The sequence below is a fragment of the Myxococcales bacterium genome (assembly GCA_016717005.1).
GTDB lineage: Bacteria > Myxococcota_A > Polyangia > Haliangiales > Haliangiaceae > UBA2376.
Genome location: JADJUF010000041.1, coordinates 227,198 through 244,055, shown reverse-complemented (window position 1 = coordinate 244,055; position 16,858 = coordinate 227,198). Strand labels below are relative to the sequence as shown.

At 76.2% G+C, this 16,858-nt stretch carries 16 protein-coding genes; 10 read left to right on the top strand and 6 right to left on the bottom strand.

Translation table 11 applies throughout. The features are described from left to right. Positions 1-394: 394 nt before the first annotated feature. A complete protein-coding gene (locus IPL61_37955; GenBank protein ID MBK9036977.1) occupies positions 395-595 on the bottom strand; it encodes a hypothetical protein in 201 nt (66 codons plus the stop codon). A 197-nt stretch (positions 596-792) separates the two neighbouring features. Between IPL61_37955 and IPL61_37950 the strand changes: the two genes are divergently transcribed. Further along, positions 793-1,110, top strand: a complete 318-nt coding sequence (locus tag IPL61_37950; GenBank protein ID MBK9036976.1) for a hypothetical protein — start codon at positions 793-795, stop codon at positions 1,108-1,110. A 189-nt stretch (positions 1,111-1,299) separates the two neighbouring features. Beyond that, on the top strand, positions 1,300-1,572 hold the full coding sequence (locus IPL61_37945; GenBank protein MBK9036975.1) for a hypothetical protein: 273 nt from the start codon (positions 1,300-1,302) through the stop codon (positions 1,570-1,572). A gap of 9 nt (positions 1,573-1,581) precedes the next feature. Here the strand turns inward: IPL61_37945 and IPL61_37940 are convergent, their stop codons facing one another. Beyond that, the gene (locus tag IPL61_37940) at positions 1,582-2,640 is read right to left on the bottom strand and encodes a hypothetical protein (protein ID MBK9036974.1); all 1,059 of its coding nucleotides are present in this window, start codon (positions 2,638-2,640) and stop codon (positions 1,582-1,584) included. An 85-nt stretch (positions 2,641-2,725) separates the two neighbouring features. Between IPL61_37940 and IPL61_37935 the strand changes: the two genes are divergently transcribed. The 5 genes from IPL61_37935 (at position 2,726) to IPL61_37915 (ending at position 6,604) form a co-directional block, all read left to right on the top strand. Next, entirely contained in the window at positions 2,726-3,565 is an 840-nt protein-coding gene (locus IPL61_37935) for a hypothetical protein (GenBank protein ID MBK9036973.1), read from the top strand. 198 nt (positions 3,566-3,763) lie between these two features. After that, a complete protein-coding gene (locus tag IPL61_37930; protein MBK9036972.1) occupies positions 3,764-4,117 on the top strand; it encodes a hypothetical protein in 354 nt (117 codons plus the stop codon). A gap of 169 nt (positions 4,118-4,286) precedes the next feature. After that, entirely contained in the window at positions 4,287-4,853 is a 567-nt protein-coding gene (locus IPL61_37925; GenBank protein MBK9036971.1) for a hypothetical protein, read from the top strand. After that, the gene (locus IPL61_37920) at positions 4,850-5,452 is read left to right on the top strand and encodes a hypothetical protein (protein MBK9036970.1); all 603 of its coding nucleotides are present in this window, start codon (positions 4,850-4,852) and stop codon (positions 5,450-5,452) included. The genes IPL61_37925 and IPL61_37920 overlap by 4 nt, the downstream gene beginning before the upstream one ends. 6 nt (positions 5,453-5,458) lie before the next feature. Further along, positions 5,459-6,604 carry a trypsin-like serine protease gene (locus tag IPL61_37915; protein MBK9036969.1) on the top strand — a complete coding sequence of 382 codons (1,146 nt, stop codon included), beginning with the start codon at positions 5,459-5,461 and terminating at the stop codon, positions 6,602-6,604. Between the two features lie 16 nt (positions 6,605-6,620). Here the strand turns inward: IPL61_37915 and IPL61_37910 are convergent, their stop codons facing one another. Both IPL61_37910 and IPL61_37905 read right to left on the bottom strand, forming a co-directional pair. Next, complete coding sequence (locus IPL61_37910) at positions 6,621-8,210, bottom strand: hypothetical protein (GenBank protein ID MBK9036968.1); 1,590 nt, start codon at positions 8,208-8,210, stop codon at positions 6,621-6,623. Next, the gene (locus tag IPL61_37905) at positions 8,207-9,796 is read right to left on the bottom strand and encodes an ATP-binding cassette domain-containing protein (GenBank protein ID MBK9036967.1); all 1,590 of its coding nucleotides are present in this window, start codon (positions 9,794-9,796) and stop codon (positions 8,207-8,209) included. Before IPL61_37905 ends, IPL61_37910 begins: the two co-directional genes overlap by 4 nt. Positions 9,797-9,861: 65 nt before the next feature. On the opposite strand from IPL61_37905, the gene IPL61_37900 reads away from it, so the two are divergent. After that, entirely contained in the window at positions 9,862-10,296 is a 435-nt protein-coding gene (locus tag IPL61_37900; GenBank protein ID MBK9036966.1) for a hypothetical protein, read from the top strand. 25 nt (positions 10,297-10,321) lie between these two features. On the opposite strand, the gene IPL61_37895 is transcribed toward IPL61_37900, so the two are convergent. Further along, a complete protein-coding gene (locus tag IPL61_37895) occupies positions 10,322-10,852 on the bottom strand; it encodes a hypothetical protein (GenBank protein MBK9036965.1) in 531 nt (176 codons plus the stop codon). A gap of 164 nt (positions 10,853-11,016) precedes the next feature. Here IPL61_37895 and IPL61_37890 point away from each other — a divergent pair, with 164 nt between their 5' ends. Continuing rightward, positions 11,017-12,246 carry an exonuclease SbcCD subunit D C-terminal domain-containing protein gene (locus IPL61_37890; protein MBK9036964.1) on the top strand — a complete coding sequence of 410 codons (1,230 nt, stop codon included), beginning with the start codon at positions 11,017-11,019 and terminating at the stop codon, positions 12,244-12,246. Further along, a complete protein-coding gene (locus IPL61_37885; GenBank protein MBK9036963.1) occupies positions 12,243-15,980 on the top strand; it encodes an AAA family ATPase in 3,738 nt (1,245 codons plus the stop codon). Before IPL61_37890 ends, IPL61_37885 begins: the two co-directional genes overlap by 4 nt. A 203-nt stretch (positions 15,981-16,183) precedes the next feature. Here the strand turns inward: IPL61_37885 and IPL61_37880 are convergent, their stop codons facing one another. Next, positions 16,184-16,771: a hypothetical protein gene (locus IPL61_37880; GenBank protein ID MBK9036962.1), complete on the bottom strand. Its 588-nt coding sequence runs from the start codon at positions 16,769-16,771 to the stop codon at positions 16,184-16,186. Positions 16,772-16,858: the final 87 nt, after the last annotated feature.

The window sequence follows — 16,858 nt, the reverse complement described above, 5'->3', positions numbered from 1 at the left end:
ATTGGCTACGGACCGACCGCGTCCACCAGACCCGCCGGAGCGCCGCAGTCCTCTGTCGCCACCAGGGTGTGTCCCGGCATCCAGGCCCATCCCGACCAGATCTAGCGCAGGCGCCGCGCCGCGCGCAAGACCTTTGCAATTCCGTGCGGTTCGGTGACGCAGGCTTGTCAGCCTGATCGGGGGATACCCCACGTAATCGGCTGACAAGAATTCCTGTGGGGCGACGCCACGATCGGTAAAATCAAGAGGGATCCGCGTGATCGAAATCACGGGGTCTTGTCAGGCGATTTCGTGGATCGAGCGGCTAGTGGCTGACAAGCGACCCGGCGCCAGCGACCCGTGGGATCGTCCCGGCGATGGTGAGGACCAAGGTGGCGGCGGTTCGTGGGAGCGGTCAGACAACCCCCGCGGCATCGGCGGAGACCCGACCGCCGGCGCGTTCGACTGCGGCCGCACCGGCGTCGAGATCGGCGCCCGCGGTCAGCGCACGGACCCGCACGCTCGACGGGTGGCCGGCGGGCCGGATGGCGCAGCGCGGGCCGATCACCTCGGTGCGGTTCGCCGGGCGGCCGTGGCGCCCGCTGGCGCTCTCCACCGCGCAGGCGTCGTTCTCGATCGGCGCCGAGGCGGATCGGTCGGTTCGGGACCTGGCGCGCCGCGCTGGCCGCCGCCGGTCTTGCCCCTCCACCGCGCGCGCGGATGCGGCCCGGGCAACGGCGGCGATCGCAGCCCGAGGCAGCGCTACCGGTCGGGGTCACCCGGCCGAAGTCTTACCCGCACACCGGGGCGACGTTGTCAGAGCCGTCGATCGACGAGCTGTGGCCCGAGTTCGCCCGCGCCGCGACCGACGCTTCGACCGACGGCCCGGCGCCGGCCGGTGTGCTCACGCTGCCGCTGGCCGCCGCTGCCGCGGGACACCAGGCCTGGCTGCGCGAGCTCGGCCCGGTCCTCCGAGCGCTGCTCGAACGGCAGGTCCAGTGGATCGAGCTGGCGTCGATCGGCCCCACCCACCGCGCGCTCGCCAAGGTGGTCGCGGCGCTGGTCGCGAACGGCGTCGATATCGGGCCGACCTTGACGACTGCCGCGGCCGCCTGGGCGAAGGCCACGTAGCGGGTCGGGCTGAGATCACGTCTATTATTACGGTCACGGGAACTCGTTCGATCGGGGCTGGGGCGGCGACCTGTGATCCGCGGTCGACGATCGGGACCGCGGTCCCCGGGGGCCAGGTCCTTGATCACACACGCGGCGGCGGTGGCACGCGATCTGCTGTGGTCAGGGGGCAGACCCACGGAGGACCCCATGCCCAACGACTTCACCGCCATCGACCCCGACGCCCTCGAGACCGTGACCGGGGGCCGCCGCTCCTCGACGTCGGGCTCGTCCACCGACGACCGCCTGTTCGACGCGCTGAGCGACATCAAGTCGGCGCTCAGCGATCTGGGCAAGAACCAGGCGCAGCCGTCGTCGAGCGGGCTCGATCAGCTGATGCCGATCCTGATGATGCAGATGATGAACCGCGGCACCGGGCCCGGCACCGGCGGCGGCAACGGCTGCGGCGGTGGGTGTCGCTGAGCCTGGCGGCTACTCGCCGGTCGCGTCCTCGGTCGGCTCGGTCGGCTCGGGCGGCTCGGTCGCCGCGCACGGCAGGGCCTTCCAGACCTTGAGCTCGCCGGTGTCGGTCGTGATCACGGCGATGTTGCCGCCGGCGGGGGAGCCCGCGACCACCACCAGCTCGCCGGGGCCGCCGCGCACGAGCGCCGACTCGCCGGGGTTGCCGTTGGCGCGGGTGCCGTCGCTGGCGTCGCCGCCGGCCCACAACGCCAGCAAGTCGATCGTCTTGGCGACGGCGCCGGTGGCGACGTCCTGGATCGCGACCGTCCCGGCGCCCTCCTCGAGGAACGCCCACTGGTCGCCCTCGATCTGGACCGCGCTGGTCCCGTAGGTCCCGAAGTCGCGACCGCCGACATCGGCCAGCTTCTTGCCCTTGAGCGTGTACAGGGCGCCGCGCGCGTCGGGGCCGGCGCACACGCTGGCGCTGACGTAGATCGTGTCGCCGAGCATCGCGACGTCGCCGCACTTGTAGTCGCCCTTGGCGTACTTGATCGTGGCGGTCTTCTTCTTCTTGCCGACGTCCCACACCTCGAGCGTGCCCTTGCCGGCCTCGGCGTCGCCGACCAGCGCGACCACCGTGGTGCCGGCGACGTTGGCGACCGCGCGGATCGGCTCGCTGGCGCCGCGCCCGACCTTGGGCTTGAGCGTGGCGCAGCTGTCGCCGCCATCGACCGCGACGCAGACCTCGATCGTGGTCGGCGTGGTCTGCACGGTCGCCTTGGCGACCTCGAGCGCGGCGTGCTGCTCGGCCGGCGCCTCGGCGAGCTTGGCGAACTTCCCGTCGGCGAGGCCGACCTCGAAGCAGCTCGGATCGCCGGCGTCGTCGGACGTGCAGAACTGCACCTCGGTGCCGGTCGAGGCCGGCGTGACGATCCGGGCCGGCTCGGTCGCGGGCACACACACCGGCGGCGGGGGCGGCGGCGGCTTGGCCACGACCACCGGCGCGGGCTGCGCGACCACGGCCGGCTTGCTCTTGCCCCCGCACGCGACGGCCAGGGTCATGACCGGGATCAGCGTCTGCAGCTTCATGGCGGCGACGCTAGCACGAGCGGGCGCGGCGCCGGCCCGACCGGGCCCGCACTAACCGGCGGGCCCGGCGCGTTACCCTGGCACCATGACCAAGCTCGCCCTGGCGCTGTTCGGAACGACGCTCGTGACCGCCGCGTGCAGCGCGAGCACCCCGGCCCCGACGACGATCGGCACCCAGGGCGGCGGCGTCGCCCGCGGCGCCGCGCTGATCTACGTCGACTGGGGCGACCACGCGGTGTTCGAGGCCGACTGCTGGGCCCCGGACGTCGGCGGCTGCGTGAACCTGCGAGCCAAGGCGCTGGCCGGGGGCGAGCTGGTGACCCCGACCGCGAGGTTCCGCCTGACCAGCGAGCGCACCGAGGAGTGCGGCGCGTCGGGCGAGACCGCCGAGGTGACCGGCTACGCGGTGATCGCCGGCGCCGACGACGCCAGCCCCGGCGTCGCGGTGTTCCCGAGCGACGCGCTGGTCGACCTGCGCCGACACGAGCCCGGCGCGGCCGACGCGGCCCCGTGGATGCGCCCGGCGCTGGCGATCCGGGCCACGCACGATCTGGCGAGCACCGATCACGCGCGCCCGTTCACCGCCGGCGAGATCGTGATCGACCAGGTGGTCACCGGCAACTTCACCGGCACCGCCACGCCCGATCTGCTGATCGCGGCCACCGTGCCGCTGAGCGAGCGCGACGGCCCCGGCTACGCGTGGTCGGCGCTGGTGCTGGTGCCCGACGGCCAGCGCGGCGCGATGACCTCGCTGTGGGTCAGCGACCTCGAGGCCATGGCGATCCGCGCCAGCTACGATCTCGACGGCGACGGCGTGCGCGCGTTCGTCTGGACCGCGGAGTATTACGAGGGCGGCGCGATCGGCGCCGGCGCGATCAAGGGTGGCCAGTTCGAGGTGGCGCGATCCGTCGGCTGCGGCGCGTGAGGTGAGGTCGATCGCGACGTGCGAATGCGCCGCTCGGTCGCGACGTGCGAGTGCGCCGCGCGAATGCGACGTGACGTGCGAATACGACGTGACGTGCGAAGGACGTGACGTGCGAAGGCGACGTGCGAAGGCGACGCACAACGTGCGACGCGACGTGCGAATGCGACGCGCGACGCGACGTGCGAAGGCGACGCGCAGATGCAACGCGCGAAGGCGACGTGCGAAGGCGACGCGCAGATGCAACGCGAAGGCGACGTGCGAAGGCGACGTGCGAAGGCGACGCACAACGTGCGACGCGACGTGCGAATGCGACGCGCGACGCGACGTGCGAAGGCGACGTGCGAAGGCGACGCGCAGATGCAACGCGCGAAGGCGACGTGCGAAGGCGCGCGAAGGCGACGTGCGAAGGCGACGCGCAGATGCAACGCGCGAAGGCGACGCGCGAAGGCGACGTGCGAAGGCGCGCCTCCGAAGATCGCCGATCGCACATCGGCGCCTGCTGCGGGCGTCGATCCGACGTTGGCCTACACCGACGAAGAAACTGTGTTCTAGCGATCTCGGATTTCGCTTTCGCGCTTGACGGATCGCACGTCACTCCGGCAGGGTGAATTTCATCGTCGCGCGTTCTGGGGGGAATCAGGACGCGACGACATCGACGGGCGAGCCGACGCGCGCCCGACGGGATTCGTCCAACCAGCGTCGGTCATGAGGGATGCACCAGATGAAGCACCTGCGCTCGACCTGCGCCCTGCTCGCCCTCTCGCTCGCCGCCATCGGCTGCGCCAGCGAGGCCCCGCCCACGATCGACGAGACGCGTGGCCCGCTCCGGGTCAGCGGCTACGCCACCGAGACCGGCGGTGCCGTCGTCGACATCACCCAGCTCGACGGCGCGCCGGTCGCGACCGTCAGCTGCGACGCGACGCTGCGTCAGCTCACGCTCACCTCGCCGCTCGATCCGGCCCAGGCCGGCGTCTACGATCTGCCGGCCGAGGTGATCGGGTGCGATCTGACCTACACCGCGGAGTTCGCGGTGGTGTCCGGCCGCGGGCTCATGAACGCTCTGAACGAGCAAGCCGCCGTCGGCAGCGACCAGGTCGCGTTCGACGCCGCCGGCTGTGACGGCATCGGCGGTGACAGCATCTGCTGTGCACGCCACGACGCCTGCTACGCCGCCAACGACTGCTCGGCCTGGAGCTGGCTGACCACCGGCCTGGTGTGGTCGTTCACCGCGTGCGGTCGCTGCAACAACGCCGCGGTCTACTGTCTGATCGGGGAGGCGCTCCAGTGAAGGCCCTCCACCTGCTCGGTCTCGCCGCGCTCGGGCTCGGGCTCACGGCCTGTCAGGATCAAGGGCTCACGCGCGAGGTCGCGATCGCGGTGCCCGAGTCGGTCCCGGCCGACACGCTGACCTACACGGTGACCGACGCCGTCGACCAGGGTGACGTCGTCCGCTACCAGGTCGTGACCAGCACCGGCGAGGTCCGGCACCTGCGGTACGGCGAGCACGGGTTGATCGACGTCGCCGCCGCCGACGGCGAGGTGATCGCCGCGCACAACCTCGCCACCGGCAGCGCCGTCGATCGCTTGCTCGGCAAGCTCGAGCTCTGGGCGGATCCGGTGGTGGGGTACGCCGCGCTCGGCTTCGACAACCCGCTGCCGCGACCAGCCGAGGCGCCCGACGCGGTCACGCCCGAGCTGGAGTCGGCCTACAACACCGGGTGCACGCGCACCAGCCTGGGGACGTGGCAGTCCGGCGGGTGCACGCAGGGCGGCTTCATCGATCAGTGTGGCGATACGACTTACCTGCTGTACTACCAGAAGTCGTCGGGGTGCTTCCTCGGCTTCTTCTGCGACTGCGACGCGATCAGCGGCGCGATCGAGTTCTAGCGACACGTGCGCCGGTCGTGGCCACTGCTGGGCGTGCTGGTCGCGCTGGGGTGTGACGGCCCCGCGCTCGGTGAGCGCGCGCCCGCGATCGTCGGCGGCGTGACCACCGCTGGCGATCCGGCGGTGGTCGGCGTGGTGATCGGCGGCGAGGTGGGGTGCAGCGGCGTCGTGATCGATCCGCGCGTCGTGATCACCGCGGCCCACTGCGCGGTGCTGCGGCCGTCGGCGATCGTGATCGGGACCGCGCGTGGCGCCGGGGGTGAGATCGCGGTGGCCACGGCGCTGGCGCATCCCGATTTCGGCTACGCCGGGCTGGTCAACGATCTGGGGCTGCTGATCCTGGCCGACGACGCACCGCCGCCGCTGGTGCCGCGCGCTGGCGAGCCACCGCCGATCGGCGCGATCGTCCGCCTGGTCGGGTTTGGCGCCACGTCGGTCACCGATCTCGGCGGCATCAAGCACGAGGGCCTGGCGCAGGTCACGGCCGTCAGCGCCGACGAGTTGAGCCTCGCGCCCGATCCGGCCTCGGCCTGCCACGGCGACTCCGGCGGCGCGGTCCTGGCGGACCTCGGTGGCGGCGAGGCCCTGGTCGGCGTGATCTCGAGCGGCGACGCCGGGTGCGTCACTGGCCAGGTCACGCGCATCGACGTGCACCGCGCCCTGATCGACGCCGTGATCGTTCGGGCCCACCGCGCGGGTGCGCTGGGCGCGGCGTGCTGGTCGAGCGCGGGTTGCGCCCTCGGGGCGTGCGCGGCGTTCGCCGGCAAGGGCCACGGCGTGTGCGCGCCGACGTGCGCGGAGGGGTGCCCCGACGGCTGGCGCTGCGTCGACAGCGGTCTCGGCGCCGGCCGGTGTCAACCGCCGGGCCCGGTGCCGGGCACGACCGGCGCCGTGTGCGCCGACGATCTCGACTGCGTCGAGCGCGAGTGCCTGCGCGCGGACGGCGACGACCTGCGGTGCTGGCCGACCTGCGTCGGGACCGGCGGCACGTGCACCAACAGCGGCGGCGCCTGCGTCGCGACCGATCGCGTCGACGTCGAGGCGTGCGTGCCGGAAGCCGACGGCGGCTGCGCGACCGGCGGCGGCGGCGACCTCGGCGCGGCGCTCGCGCTGCTCGGGTTGGCGCGGCGGCGGGCCCGGCCGCGCGCCTGACCCGGCGGCTGGCGCGCTACGGCGTCGGCGGCGTGATCCGCGCGGCCAGCTCGAGGCGCACGGCGGTGGCGGCGACGATCGTCTCGGCCCGGGCGCCGTCGATCGCCAGCTCGGCCGGGGCGGCGTCGGCGGCGAGGCGCTGGCCGACGAACAGGTCGGTCAGCACCGTCGACAGCGCCGCGCCCAGCGCCGCGTGGGTGTCGCCGGTGCTGTCGCGGACCGCCGCGACCACGTCGCCGTAGCAGGGCTCGAGGTGCCCGGGCCGCGGCTCGCACGAGAGGTCGAGGCCGGCGATCGCGACGTCGGTGGCGATCTGATCGCCGGGCGCGAACCCGAGCGCGACCTGGCCGACCGCGGTGGCCGGCGTCACCTGCGCGCCGTCGCCGATCGCGACCGCGGCGACCAGCCCCAGGCGCAGGTGGTCGGGCGGGGCCGGCGCCAGCACCGGCGGCAGCGCCAGGCGCAGCGGCGACAGGCGCAAGGTCAGGTAGGTCTCGACCACCGGGTGGTGGTTGAAGCGGCCCGCCAGGTCGAGCTGGTCGAGCTCGCGATCGAGGAAGCCGGTGCGCCAGAGCTGGTAGAGCAGGCCGTTGACGCCGTCGAGATCGAGATCGATCGTGATCGTGGCGTCGGCGCGCGGCGGCGGGAACGCCACCGGCCCGCGCCGGGGCGGGCGGATCGCCGCCTGGCCGGCCGCCGGCGCGACCGGCGCGGTCAGGCGCCAGCGCAGCGCGACCGCCGCGTGGTGATCGGCGACGACCTCGACCGGCACGTCGGGGCAGACCTCGATCGCGAGCTCGCCGCCGCCGGGCAGCGGCAGCGGCGGCGGCGGCCCGAGCGCGGCCAGGAGCGCGGTGTCGAGCTGGCCGCGCGCGAACCGCGTGGCCAGCCGATCGACGCCGAGGCGATCGACCAGCCACGCCAGCGCGCGGTTGTCGACGGCGACGTGGGCGCGCAGGCCGACCGTGAAGCCGAGGGCGCCGCCGTCGGTGCGCGGCAGCGCGCCCAGCACGACGACGATCTTGACGCGCTCGAACACGACCGTCGCCTCGGCCCGCAGGTAGCCGCCCGGCGCCGGCGCCGCCCGGGCCTTGGCCGGGAACATGCCCGCCTCGAACGGCACGTCGTAGAGCCCGACCCAGCGCAGCGCGATGGCGTCGACGCGCTGGAACGCGCCGATCGCGAACACCTCGGTCGTGCGCAGCGCCGCGGTCAGCTCGGCGCGCACGATCGCCGCGACCGAGCCGGCGTCGCCGTCGAGCAGGCGCTGCCCGACCGCGATCCGCCCGGTGCACGGCGGCGCGGACGGATCCTGGAACGGGCCGACCAGCGCCGGCGCCGCGACGGTGCGCGTGATGCCGCCGCGGTAGCGGGCGGTGTAGCGGGTCACGACCAGCCCCGGCGCGGCGCCGTCGCGGGTCACGGTCGCGTCGACGCCGGGCGTGACCGCGCCGACGCCGAGCTCGTCGCTGACCAGGCCGTGGGGCCACTCGACCGCCAGCGTCGGCCGCGCGGTGCGCGCGACCCAGGCCGGCACCAGCGCCACGTGGGCCGCGACCAGCGCGACGCCCAGGCCGATCGCCGCGGCGCCGGTGCGCGCGGTCATCGCGCCAGCACCCAGACCACGGTCGCCAGCTCGAGCGCGACCACCCACAGCGTGCACGCGACCACGCTCGCGGTCATGCCGCGCGTGACCGCGTCGGCGTCGGGCTTGCTCGCGGTGCCCTTGGCGACGACGTCCGACGCGATGCCCCAGCCGTACATCCACACCAGGAACCCGGCCCGGGCCGCGTAGGCCGCGCGCTCGGGCCGCGGATCGATCAGATCGGCGGTGAGCAGGGCCCACGCGTCGGTCATGCCCAGGCCGCGGCACACCAGGTAGCCGCCGACGATCATGCCCAGCGCGAACACCGCCGCGATGACCAGGTACGCCAGCCCCAGCGCCAGCCACGCCGGCGCCCACAGGTACGCCTTCTGATCGATGCCGAGCGCCTCGAGCGCGAGGGTCTGGCGGCCCAGCGCCATCGAGCCCAGCCACGCGTTGGTGGCGCTGCCCGAGGCCGCGACGAACAGGATCGCCGACAGCGCCGGCGCCAGCGCGATCACGTAGCTGCCGCCGATCTGACGGATCAGCGCGTCCGGGCGCACCCCGGCGCCGCCGATGCGGCTGATCACGTACAGCACCGTGTAGCCGATCAGCGTCGAGACGATCGCGTAGAAGATCAGCGGGCGCACGAGCGCCTGGGCGCCGACCCGCCCGGCCACGGTCGCGGCGTCGCGCGGTCGGCCGACCAGCTGGCGCGGCAGGTGGCGCAGCGCCCAGGCCGCCACCGCGAACGGCCGGGTCACCGGCGCGGTCAGCTCGGCCAGCCGGTGGGCGAGGGCTCGGCCGCGGGCCTCGCGCCGGGGCGGCGGTCGATCGCCGTGGGTCTCGAGGTGATCGACCAGCGCGTCCTCGAGCGCCAGCAGCCAGCGGCCGCGGGTGGCGTCGTCGACGCCGTCGCGCTCCACCGGCCCCGGCCAGGTGTCGGGGAACATCCGGGTCAGCGTGCGGTCCTCGAGCGACAGCATGTACAGCGCGTCAGCGACCCCGGCGGCCAGCGCGACGTCGTGCGTCACGACGATCGCCGCCGCGCCCAGGGCCTCGACCTGCTGGCGGATCAGGCGCGCGAGCTGGCGCACGCGGTGCGGGTCGAGGCCGACCGACGGCTCGTCGAGGAAGAGCAGCCGCCGGCCCGACGCCAGGACCCGGGCGACCGCGACCCGCTGGGCCTGCCCGCCCGACAGCGAGCCGACCGTGACGCCGGGCTCGGCGACCTCGGGTCCGAGCCCGACCCGCGCCAGCCAGGTCGCCGGGTCGCCCTCGGGCACCTCGGCGTAGCGCAGCGCCAGCGCGACGTTCCCGGCGACGTCGAGGTGATCGAACAGCGCGCCGCGCTGCGGCACCAGGCCGAGCTGGCTGCGATCGAGCTCGACCGCCTGGGCCTCGACGTGGAAGCCGGCGGCGTCGAGCTCGGCCCGCTCGAACAGCACCCGCGCGAACGTGGACTTGCCGGCGCCCGATCCGCCCAGCAGCACCGCGACCTCGCCGGGGGCGAGCGACAGCGTCAGGTCGTCGATCAGCACGCGGCCGTCGGGCAGCTCGACGCGCAGGCCGCGGACCTCGAGGCGCGCAGAGGCGGGGGCGGTCACCGCGCGACACTACCGCGGGCGCTGGCCTGCCGCTTGCTCACCCGGTCGCCATGCACGCCGCCGCCATGACCCAGCCGCTCGCGACGCCCTGGCGTCGCGTCGCCACCGCCGTGCGTCTGCGGATCTGGCTCGATCGCCGCGCGGCGCTGGTGGTGGAGGATGAACAGGCCCCTGTCTCACGACTCGACGCCCGGGTGTTCGAGGTCGAGCGCCTCGCGCGGCTGGTGCTGGTCGCCGCCGACGGCGCGACGGTCGAGAAGCGCACGGTCGTCATGGGTCCGGACGACGCGCCGGGGTTCGAGCGCCGGGTGCTCGACACGGTCGAGTGGGCGACGTCGCTGTGCGCGGCGCTCCTGATCGAGCTCACCCACGACGGCGACCCTTCCTGGGGCGGGCTCGCGGCCGGCGTCCGCGCGCTGGCGGCCACGGTCGACGAGCACGTCTGCCGCGGCGCGGTGCCGACCGACGTGTGCCTCGACCGCCGGCGCCGGGTCGGTTGAGCCTCGGGCGGGCGTCGGCGGGCGGTCAGCCGCCCAGCACGGGCTCGGGCACGCAGCGGGCGTACGCGAACGTGCACTCGGCGGGATCGTCGGCCACGCCGTCGCCGTTCTGGTCGAGGCCGTCGCTGCAGGCCGCGGCCGGGCGGTAGGTCCCGACGCAGGCCTCGTGGCGCGAGCAGCTCCACGCGTCGAGGCCGGCGCAGCCGGTGGCGTTGTCGAGGTTGAGGTCGGTCGGGTAACAGCCGAGGAACGGGGTCGGGCGCGCGCAGGCGCCGACGCCGAAGAAGCAGTCGTGGTCGTAGGCGCCGCGGCAGCCGGGGGTGGTCAGGCACGCGGCCTCGGGCAGGGCTCGGCACGCGCTGGCGCACTCGCCCCACGACAGGTCCGCCGGCGGTGCGCCGCAGGCCTCGGTCGCCGTGTGGACCTCGCACGCCAGCGTGGCCGGGTTCACGAGCTGGTCCGAGCGCTGGATCGGATCGCAGCCGGTGTCGTCGCTGTACAGGCCGCAGGCGGCGAGCGGCCCGAGGGCGAGGGCACAGATCAGGAGGGCGCGCACGGCGGCGATTAGAGCAAGGGGTGGGCCACGAGCGCCAGCGGCGTGAGGGCCGCCGTGATCGCTCCGACACGGCCTCGACGTCGGGCGTCCCTCAGGTTTTCGAGGGGCCGGGGCGCTCGTCGGGGAGAAATCCGGATCAGATCGCCGTGGTACGGACAGGTTGGATGCGGCTCCTCCACACGTCCGACTGGCACCTCGGCCACGCGCTGCACGACCTGCCGCGTGACCGGGAGCACGCGGCGTTCCTGGCGTGGCTGCTCGACACGATCGAGGCCGAGCAGATCGACGCGGTGTTGCTCAGCGGCGACGTGTTCGACGCGGGCAACCCGTCGGCCCCAGCGCTGGCGGCCTGGTACGGGTTCCTGGCCGAGGCCCACCGGCGGCGGCCGCACCTGACGGTGGTGGCGATCGCCGGTAACCACGACTCGCCGGCGCGGCTGACGGCGCCGGCGGCGCTCCTGGCCGGCGTGCGGGCGCGGGTGATCGGCGCGGTGCCGCGCACCGCCGACGGCGCGGTCGTGACCGCCCCGCTGGTGGTCGCGCTGCCCGACGCCACCGGCGCCGTGGGCGCGATCGTGGCGGCGGTGCCGTACCTGCGGCCGGGGGATCTCGCGGCCGGCGACGGCGATCGCGGCGACGCGGTGCGCGCGGTGTTCGCCGAGGTGCTGGCGGCGGCCCGGGCCCAGCGCCAGCCCGGTCAGGCGCTCGTGGCGATGGGGCACCTGCACCTGGCCGGCGGTCAGGCGTCCGACTCCGAGCGCCGCATCGTCATCGGCGGCGCCGAGGTCATCGGCGGCGCCGCGTTCGCCGACGACGTGGCCTACGTCGCGCTCGGCCACCTGCACCGCGCGCAGCGGGTGGGCGCCGAGCACGTCCGCTACGCCGGGTCGCCGATCCCGCTGGCGATGGGCGAGGCCGACTACCACCACCAGGTGGTCGTGGTCGAGCTGGCCGGCGGCGAGCTGTCCGGAATTCGGACGATTCGCGTGCCGCGCACCGTCGAGCTGGTGCGCGTGCCCCGGCGCGGCGCGGCGGCGCTGCCCGAGGTGCTGGCGCAGCTGGCGAAGCTCCCGGCCTACGATCCCGATGGCGATCCCGACCTGCGCCCGTACCTCGAGGTGCGGGTGCGCCTCGACGCGCCGGCGCCGCGGCTGCGGCTCGAGCTCGAGGCCGCGGTGCGCGAGCGCCACCCGCGCCTGGTCAAGATCACCGTCGAGGCCGGCGGCGACCGCCGGGCCCTGGCCGAGGCCGGGGCGACCGAGGTGCTGGCGCAGCTCGATCCGCGCGAGGTGTTGACCCGGCTGTGGCGACGCGAGCACGGCGGCGACGTGCCGGCGCCGATCGCGGCCGCGTTCGAGGTCCTGCAGCGCGAGATCAGCGAGGCGCCGTCGTGAAGATCCTCGCGATCCGCGGCGCCAACCTGGCCAGCCTCGCCGACGAGTTCGAGCTCGACCTCGCCGCCGAGCCGCTGGCGTCGGCCGGGCTGTTCGCGATCACCGGCGCGACCGGCGCCGGCAAGAGCACGCTGCTCGACGCGATGTGCGCGGCGCTGTTCAACGCCACGCCGCGGCTCGAGGGCCGCAGCACGTTCAAGGTCGGGCACGAGCGCGCGTCCCAGGTCGGCGCCGCCGACGTCCGCTCGCTCTTGCGGCGGACCGCCGGCAGCGGCTGGGCCGAGGTCGACTTCGAGGGCCGCGATCGTCGGCGCTACCGCGCGCGCTGGTCGGTGCGGCGCGCCCACAACCGGCCGACCGGCGCGCTCCAGGATCAGGAGACGTCGCTGGTGCGCCTCGACGACGGCGCCCGGCTCGGCGGCACCCGCCGCGAGACCCAGCGCGCGATCGAGGACGCGCTCGGCCTGACGTTCGATCAGTTCCGTCGGTCGGCGCTGCTGGCGCAGGGCGACTTCGCGGCGTTCCTGCGCGCCGACCCCAGCGAGCGCGCGGCGCTGCTCGAGCGCATGACCGGCACCGCGCTCTACGGCGCGCTGTCGATCGCCGCGCACCGCCGCGGCGTCGCGATCGCCAACGAGCGCCGCGGCCTGGTGGCCGCGGGCGAGCTGGCGCCGGTGCTCGACGACGACGCCCGCGCCGCGCTCGACGCCGAGGCCGCCGCCGCCGACCAGGCCGTGGTCGCGGCCCGCGGCGCCGAGCAGGCGGCGGCGGTCGCCGCGCGCTGGCGCGACAGCGATCGGCAGCTGCGCGCGGCGGTGGCGGTGGCGCGGCAGGCGGCGGCCGACGCGGTCGCCGCCGAGGGCGCGGTGGCGCCGGTCGCGGCCGAGATCGCGCTGATCGATCGCCTGGCGGCCGCGCGCGCGCCGTGGTCGGCGTGGCGGACCAGCGCGACCCGGGCCGAGCAGGCGACGGCGGCCGCGACCAGCGCGCGCGCGACGAGGGCCACGGCGGCGGCGCAGGCCGCGGCGGCGGCGACAGCGCGGATCGGCGCCGACGAGGCCTTGTCCCAGGCGCGCGCCGTCGAGGTGGCGGCGGCGGCGGCGCTGGCCGAGGCGGCGCGGGCCGATGACGCCGTGGTCGCCGCGGCGCGCCGGGCTGACGACGCCATCGCCGCGGCGACGGCCGCCGCCGATCGGGCCGCGGCCCAGGCGGCCCGCCAGGCCGAGCTGGCCGCGGGGCTGGCCACCGCGACCACCGCGCGCGCCGCCGCGGCGGCGATCGTCGCCGCCGAGGTCGCCGCTGGCGCCGTCGCGCCCGAGTGGCCGCGGCTGCGCGACGCGCTCGACCAGCTGGCGCGCGGTGGCGCCGAGCTGACGGCCGCGCGCGCGGCGCTCGATCGGATCGCCCCGGCGCTGCACGACGCCGAGCGCGCGCTGGCCGAGATCGAGCTGGCCCGGACCGCGAGCGCGCGCGCCGTCGAGGAGGCCCGGGCCCGCCACGCGAGCGCTGACGCCGCCGCCCAGGACGCGCCGCTGGCCCCGGCGCAGGCGCGGCTCGAGGCGTGCGCGCAGCGCGCCGCCACCGTCGACGCGCTCGCGGCGCTGGCCGGGCGGGCGCGCCAGCTGGCCGCGGCGTGGCAGGCGTGCGTCGACGAGGCCGCCGGCGCCGAGCGCGCCGCCGTCGCGCTGGCGGCGGACGAGGCCCGCGCGCGCGCGGCGCTGGTGGCGGCCCGCGCCGCCTGGGCCGAGGCCGACGCCACCGCGGCCCGGCTGCGCCACGCGCTCGGGCTCGATGAGCTGCGCGCCGAGCTGGTCGAGGGTGAGCCGTGCGCCCTGTGCGGCGCCACCGCGCACCCGTGGCAGGCGCCCGCCGTCGTCGACGCGCTGGTCGCGGGGCAGGCGGCGCGGACCGCCGAGCTGGCGGCGGTCGTGGCCCAGGCCGACGCCGCTGTCGCCGCGGCCGCGGGCGCCGCCGGGGTCGAGCGCGGGCGCGCGGCCGCGCTCGCCGCCGAGGCCGATCGCCTCGCGGCCCAGCGCGTCGAGCTGGCGACGACGTGGGCCGCGCGCGTGCGCGCCGCCGGCGAGCTGCTGCTGGCGGCGGCCCCGGACTCGACGGCCGCGACCGCGTGGGTCGCCGAGGCCGCCGCGGCGTCGACGGCGGCCGTGACCGCGGCCCGCGCCGCGCGCGATCGCGCCGCCGCGCTCGCCAACGTCGCCGGGACCGCCCACGCGCAGGTGCTGGCCGCGGTGCACGAGCACGAGCTGGCGCGCGCGCAGCACGATCGCGCGCGGGCGACGGCCGAGGCGCTGGTCGCCGAGCGCGTCGCCGCCGAGCGCGCCCGCGACCTCGCCGGCCAGGCCCGCGCGGCGGCGCACGCCGTGGCCGCCGCGATCGTGCCGTCGGGGCTGACCGCGCGCCTCACGGCGCCGGCCGCCCTGGCGATCGAGCTCGGCGCTGCGGTGGATCGCTGGCGCGCGGCGTCGGCCGCCGCCGCCGCCGCCGCCGGTGCGATCGCCGAGCTGACCGCCGCGCACACCGCCGGGGCGGCCGCGGCGACCGCGCTCGCGCACGCCGAGGTCGAGGCCGCGGCGGCGCGCGCGCACGCTGCGGCCGAGCACGCCGCGGCCCGGGCCCGGCGCGCGGCGCTGCTCGGCGGCGAGGCCACCGCGGTCCGGGCCGAGGCGCTCGCGCGCGCGGTCGCCGAAACTGCCGCCGCCGCGCGCGCCGCCGAGGTCGCCGCCGCCGCCACCGCCGCCGCGCTCGCCGCCGCCGAGGCGCGCACCGCCGACGCCGACGCTGCCGTGGCCGCCGCGGCCGCCGAGCTGATCGTCGCCGAGGCCGCGGTCGCCAGCGCGGTCGCGGGCGCCGGCGTCGACGTCGCCACCGCCGAGCGCGCGTTCGCGGTCTCGCTCGAGCAGGTCGGGCGCGATCGCGCCCGGGTGGCCGCCGTCACCCACGCCGCCGTGGCGGCGACCGCGCGGGTCGAGCAGCTGGCGCACCAGGCCGCGGCGCTGGCCGCCGAGCGCCCCGCGCACCCGGGCCTCGACGACGACGATCCGACCTGGGCCGCGCGGCTCGCGGCGCTGGCCGCCACCACCGCCGCCACCGCCGAGCGCGCCAGCGCCGCCGCCGCGCGCCGGCGCGCTGACGACGCCGCCCGGGCGCACCGGGTCGCGGCGGCCACCGCGCTCGCCGCCTTCGATCTGCGCGCGGCGCCGTTCGAGCAGCTCGACGCGCTGTGCGGCTCGGCCGACGGCAAGCGCCTGCGCGACTTCGCGCAGAGCCTCACGCTCGAGGCGCTCCTGCGCGCCGCCAACCGCCACCTCGACGAGCTGGCCCCGCGCTACCAGCTCGAGCGGGTGCCGCGCCAGGATCTCGAGCTGCAGGTGATCGATCGCGAGATGGGCGACGAGATCCGCTCGATCGCGAGCCTGTCCGGCGGCGAGAGCTTCCTGGCGTCGCTGGCGCTGGCGCTGGGGCTGTCGTCGCTGTCCGCCGGCGGCGCCACCGTCCACACGTTGCTGGTCGACGAGGGCTTCGGCACGCTCGACGCGAGCACGCTCGACACCGCGCTGGCCGCGCTCGACGCGCTGCGCGCCAGCGGCCGCCAGGTCGGGATCGTCTCGCACGTGCCTGGCCTCGAGGAGCGGGTCGGCGCCACCGTCGAGGTCCGCCCGGTCGGCGGCGGCCGCAGCGTGGTCGCGGTCCACGGCGGCGGCCTGCGCGTCGCCTGACCGGCGCGGCCGCGGCGAGGCCCCCGCTGAACTCACAGCCTGTCACTTCTTCGGTCGAGCGCAGGCCTCCGCGTCGGGAGTCTCGCGTCGTGGGTGGGCCCTGTCGGGGCTTGCCCGAGCTACGACGTGGTCCGGCGTGACCTCGGACCTTCGGGTACCCCCTCACCTGCCTGGCGAGGGCCTGGCGACAGACCCGCTGGAACTCAGCGGTGATCGCCGAGGAGGCGGGCCCGGGCGAGCCGGCGCGCCTGCCACACCCGCGACTGGATCGACGACTGCTGCTCGTCGCTGGCCCGCAGCTTGAGGCGCCCCACCACCGCCGCGGTCTCGACCGTGATCGCGGCGCTCAGCCGCGGCGGCATGCGGTTCGCCGCCAGCGTGAACGCCTGGCTCGACGACGGCGCGTGGCGGCTCTCGTCGATGCAGTAGACGTCGAAGCGCATCTTGCGGGTCGTCCCGGCCGCGACCGCGATCGCGTCCGATGGCGCGTCCTCGCTGCCGGCGCGGATGCCGCCGACGATCGTCAGCCGCTGCGGCGCCTCGCCGCCGTCGTCGTCGGGCAGGAAGTACAGCCCGCTGGCCACGAACGTCGCGGCGTCGGCGCCGCCGTTTCTGACCTCGACCGTCATCTCGCCGTGGACGCCGTGGCCGTAGCCCACGACCCGCAGCGCCAGGTCGCCGCGCTGGCCGGGCGCGGCCGGCACGGGGTGGAACTGATCGTCGGCGACCGCGACCGTGGCGGCGGTCATCAGCCCGAGCAAGGTGACAGCGACCAGCGCGGATGCACGCATGCGAACCTCCCGGTGAGGAACGCGCGCGCGTGCCCACCTATTGCAGCATCCGACACCAGCACCCCGCACCCCGTTGCAACAATGCGC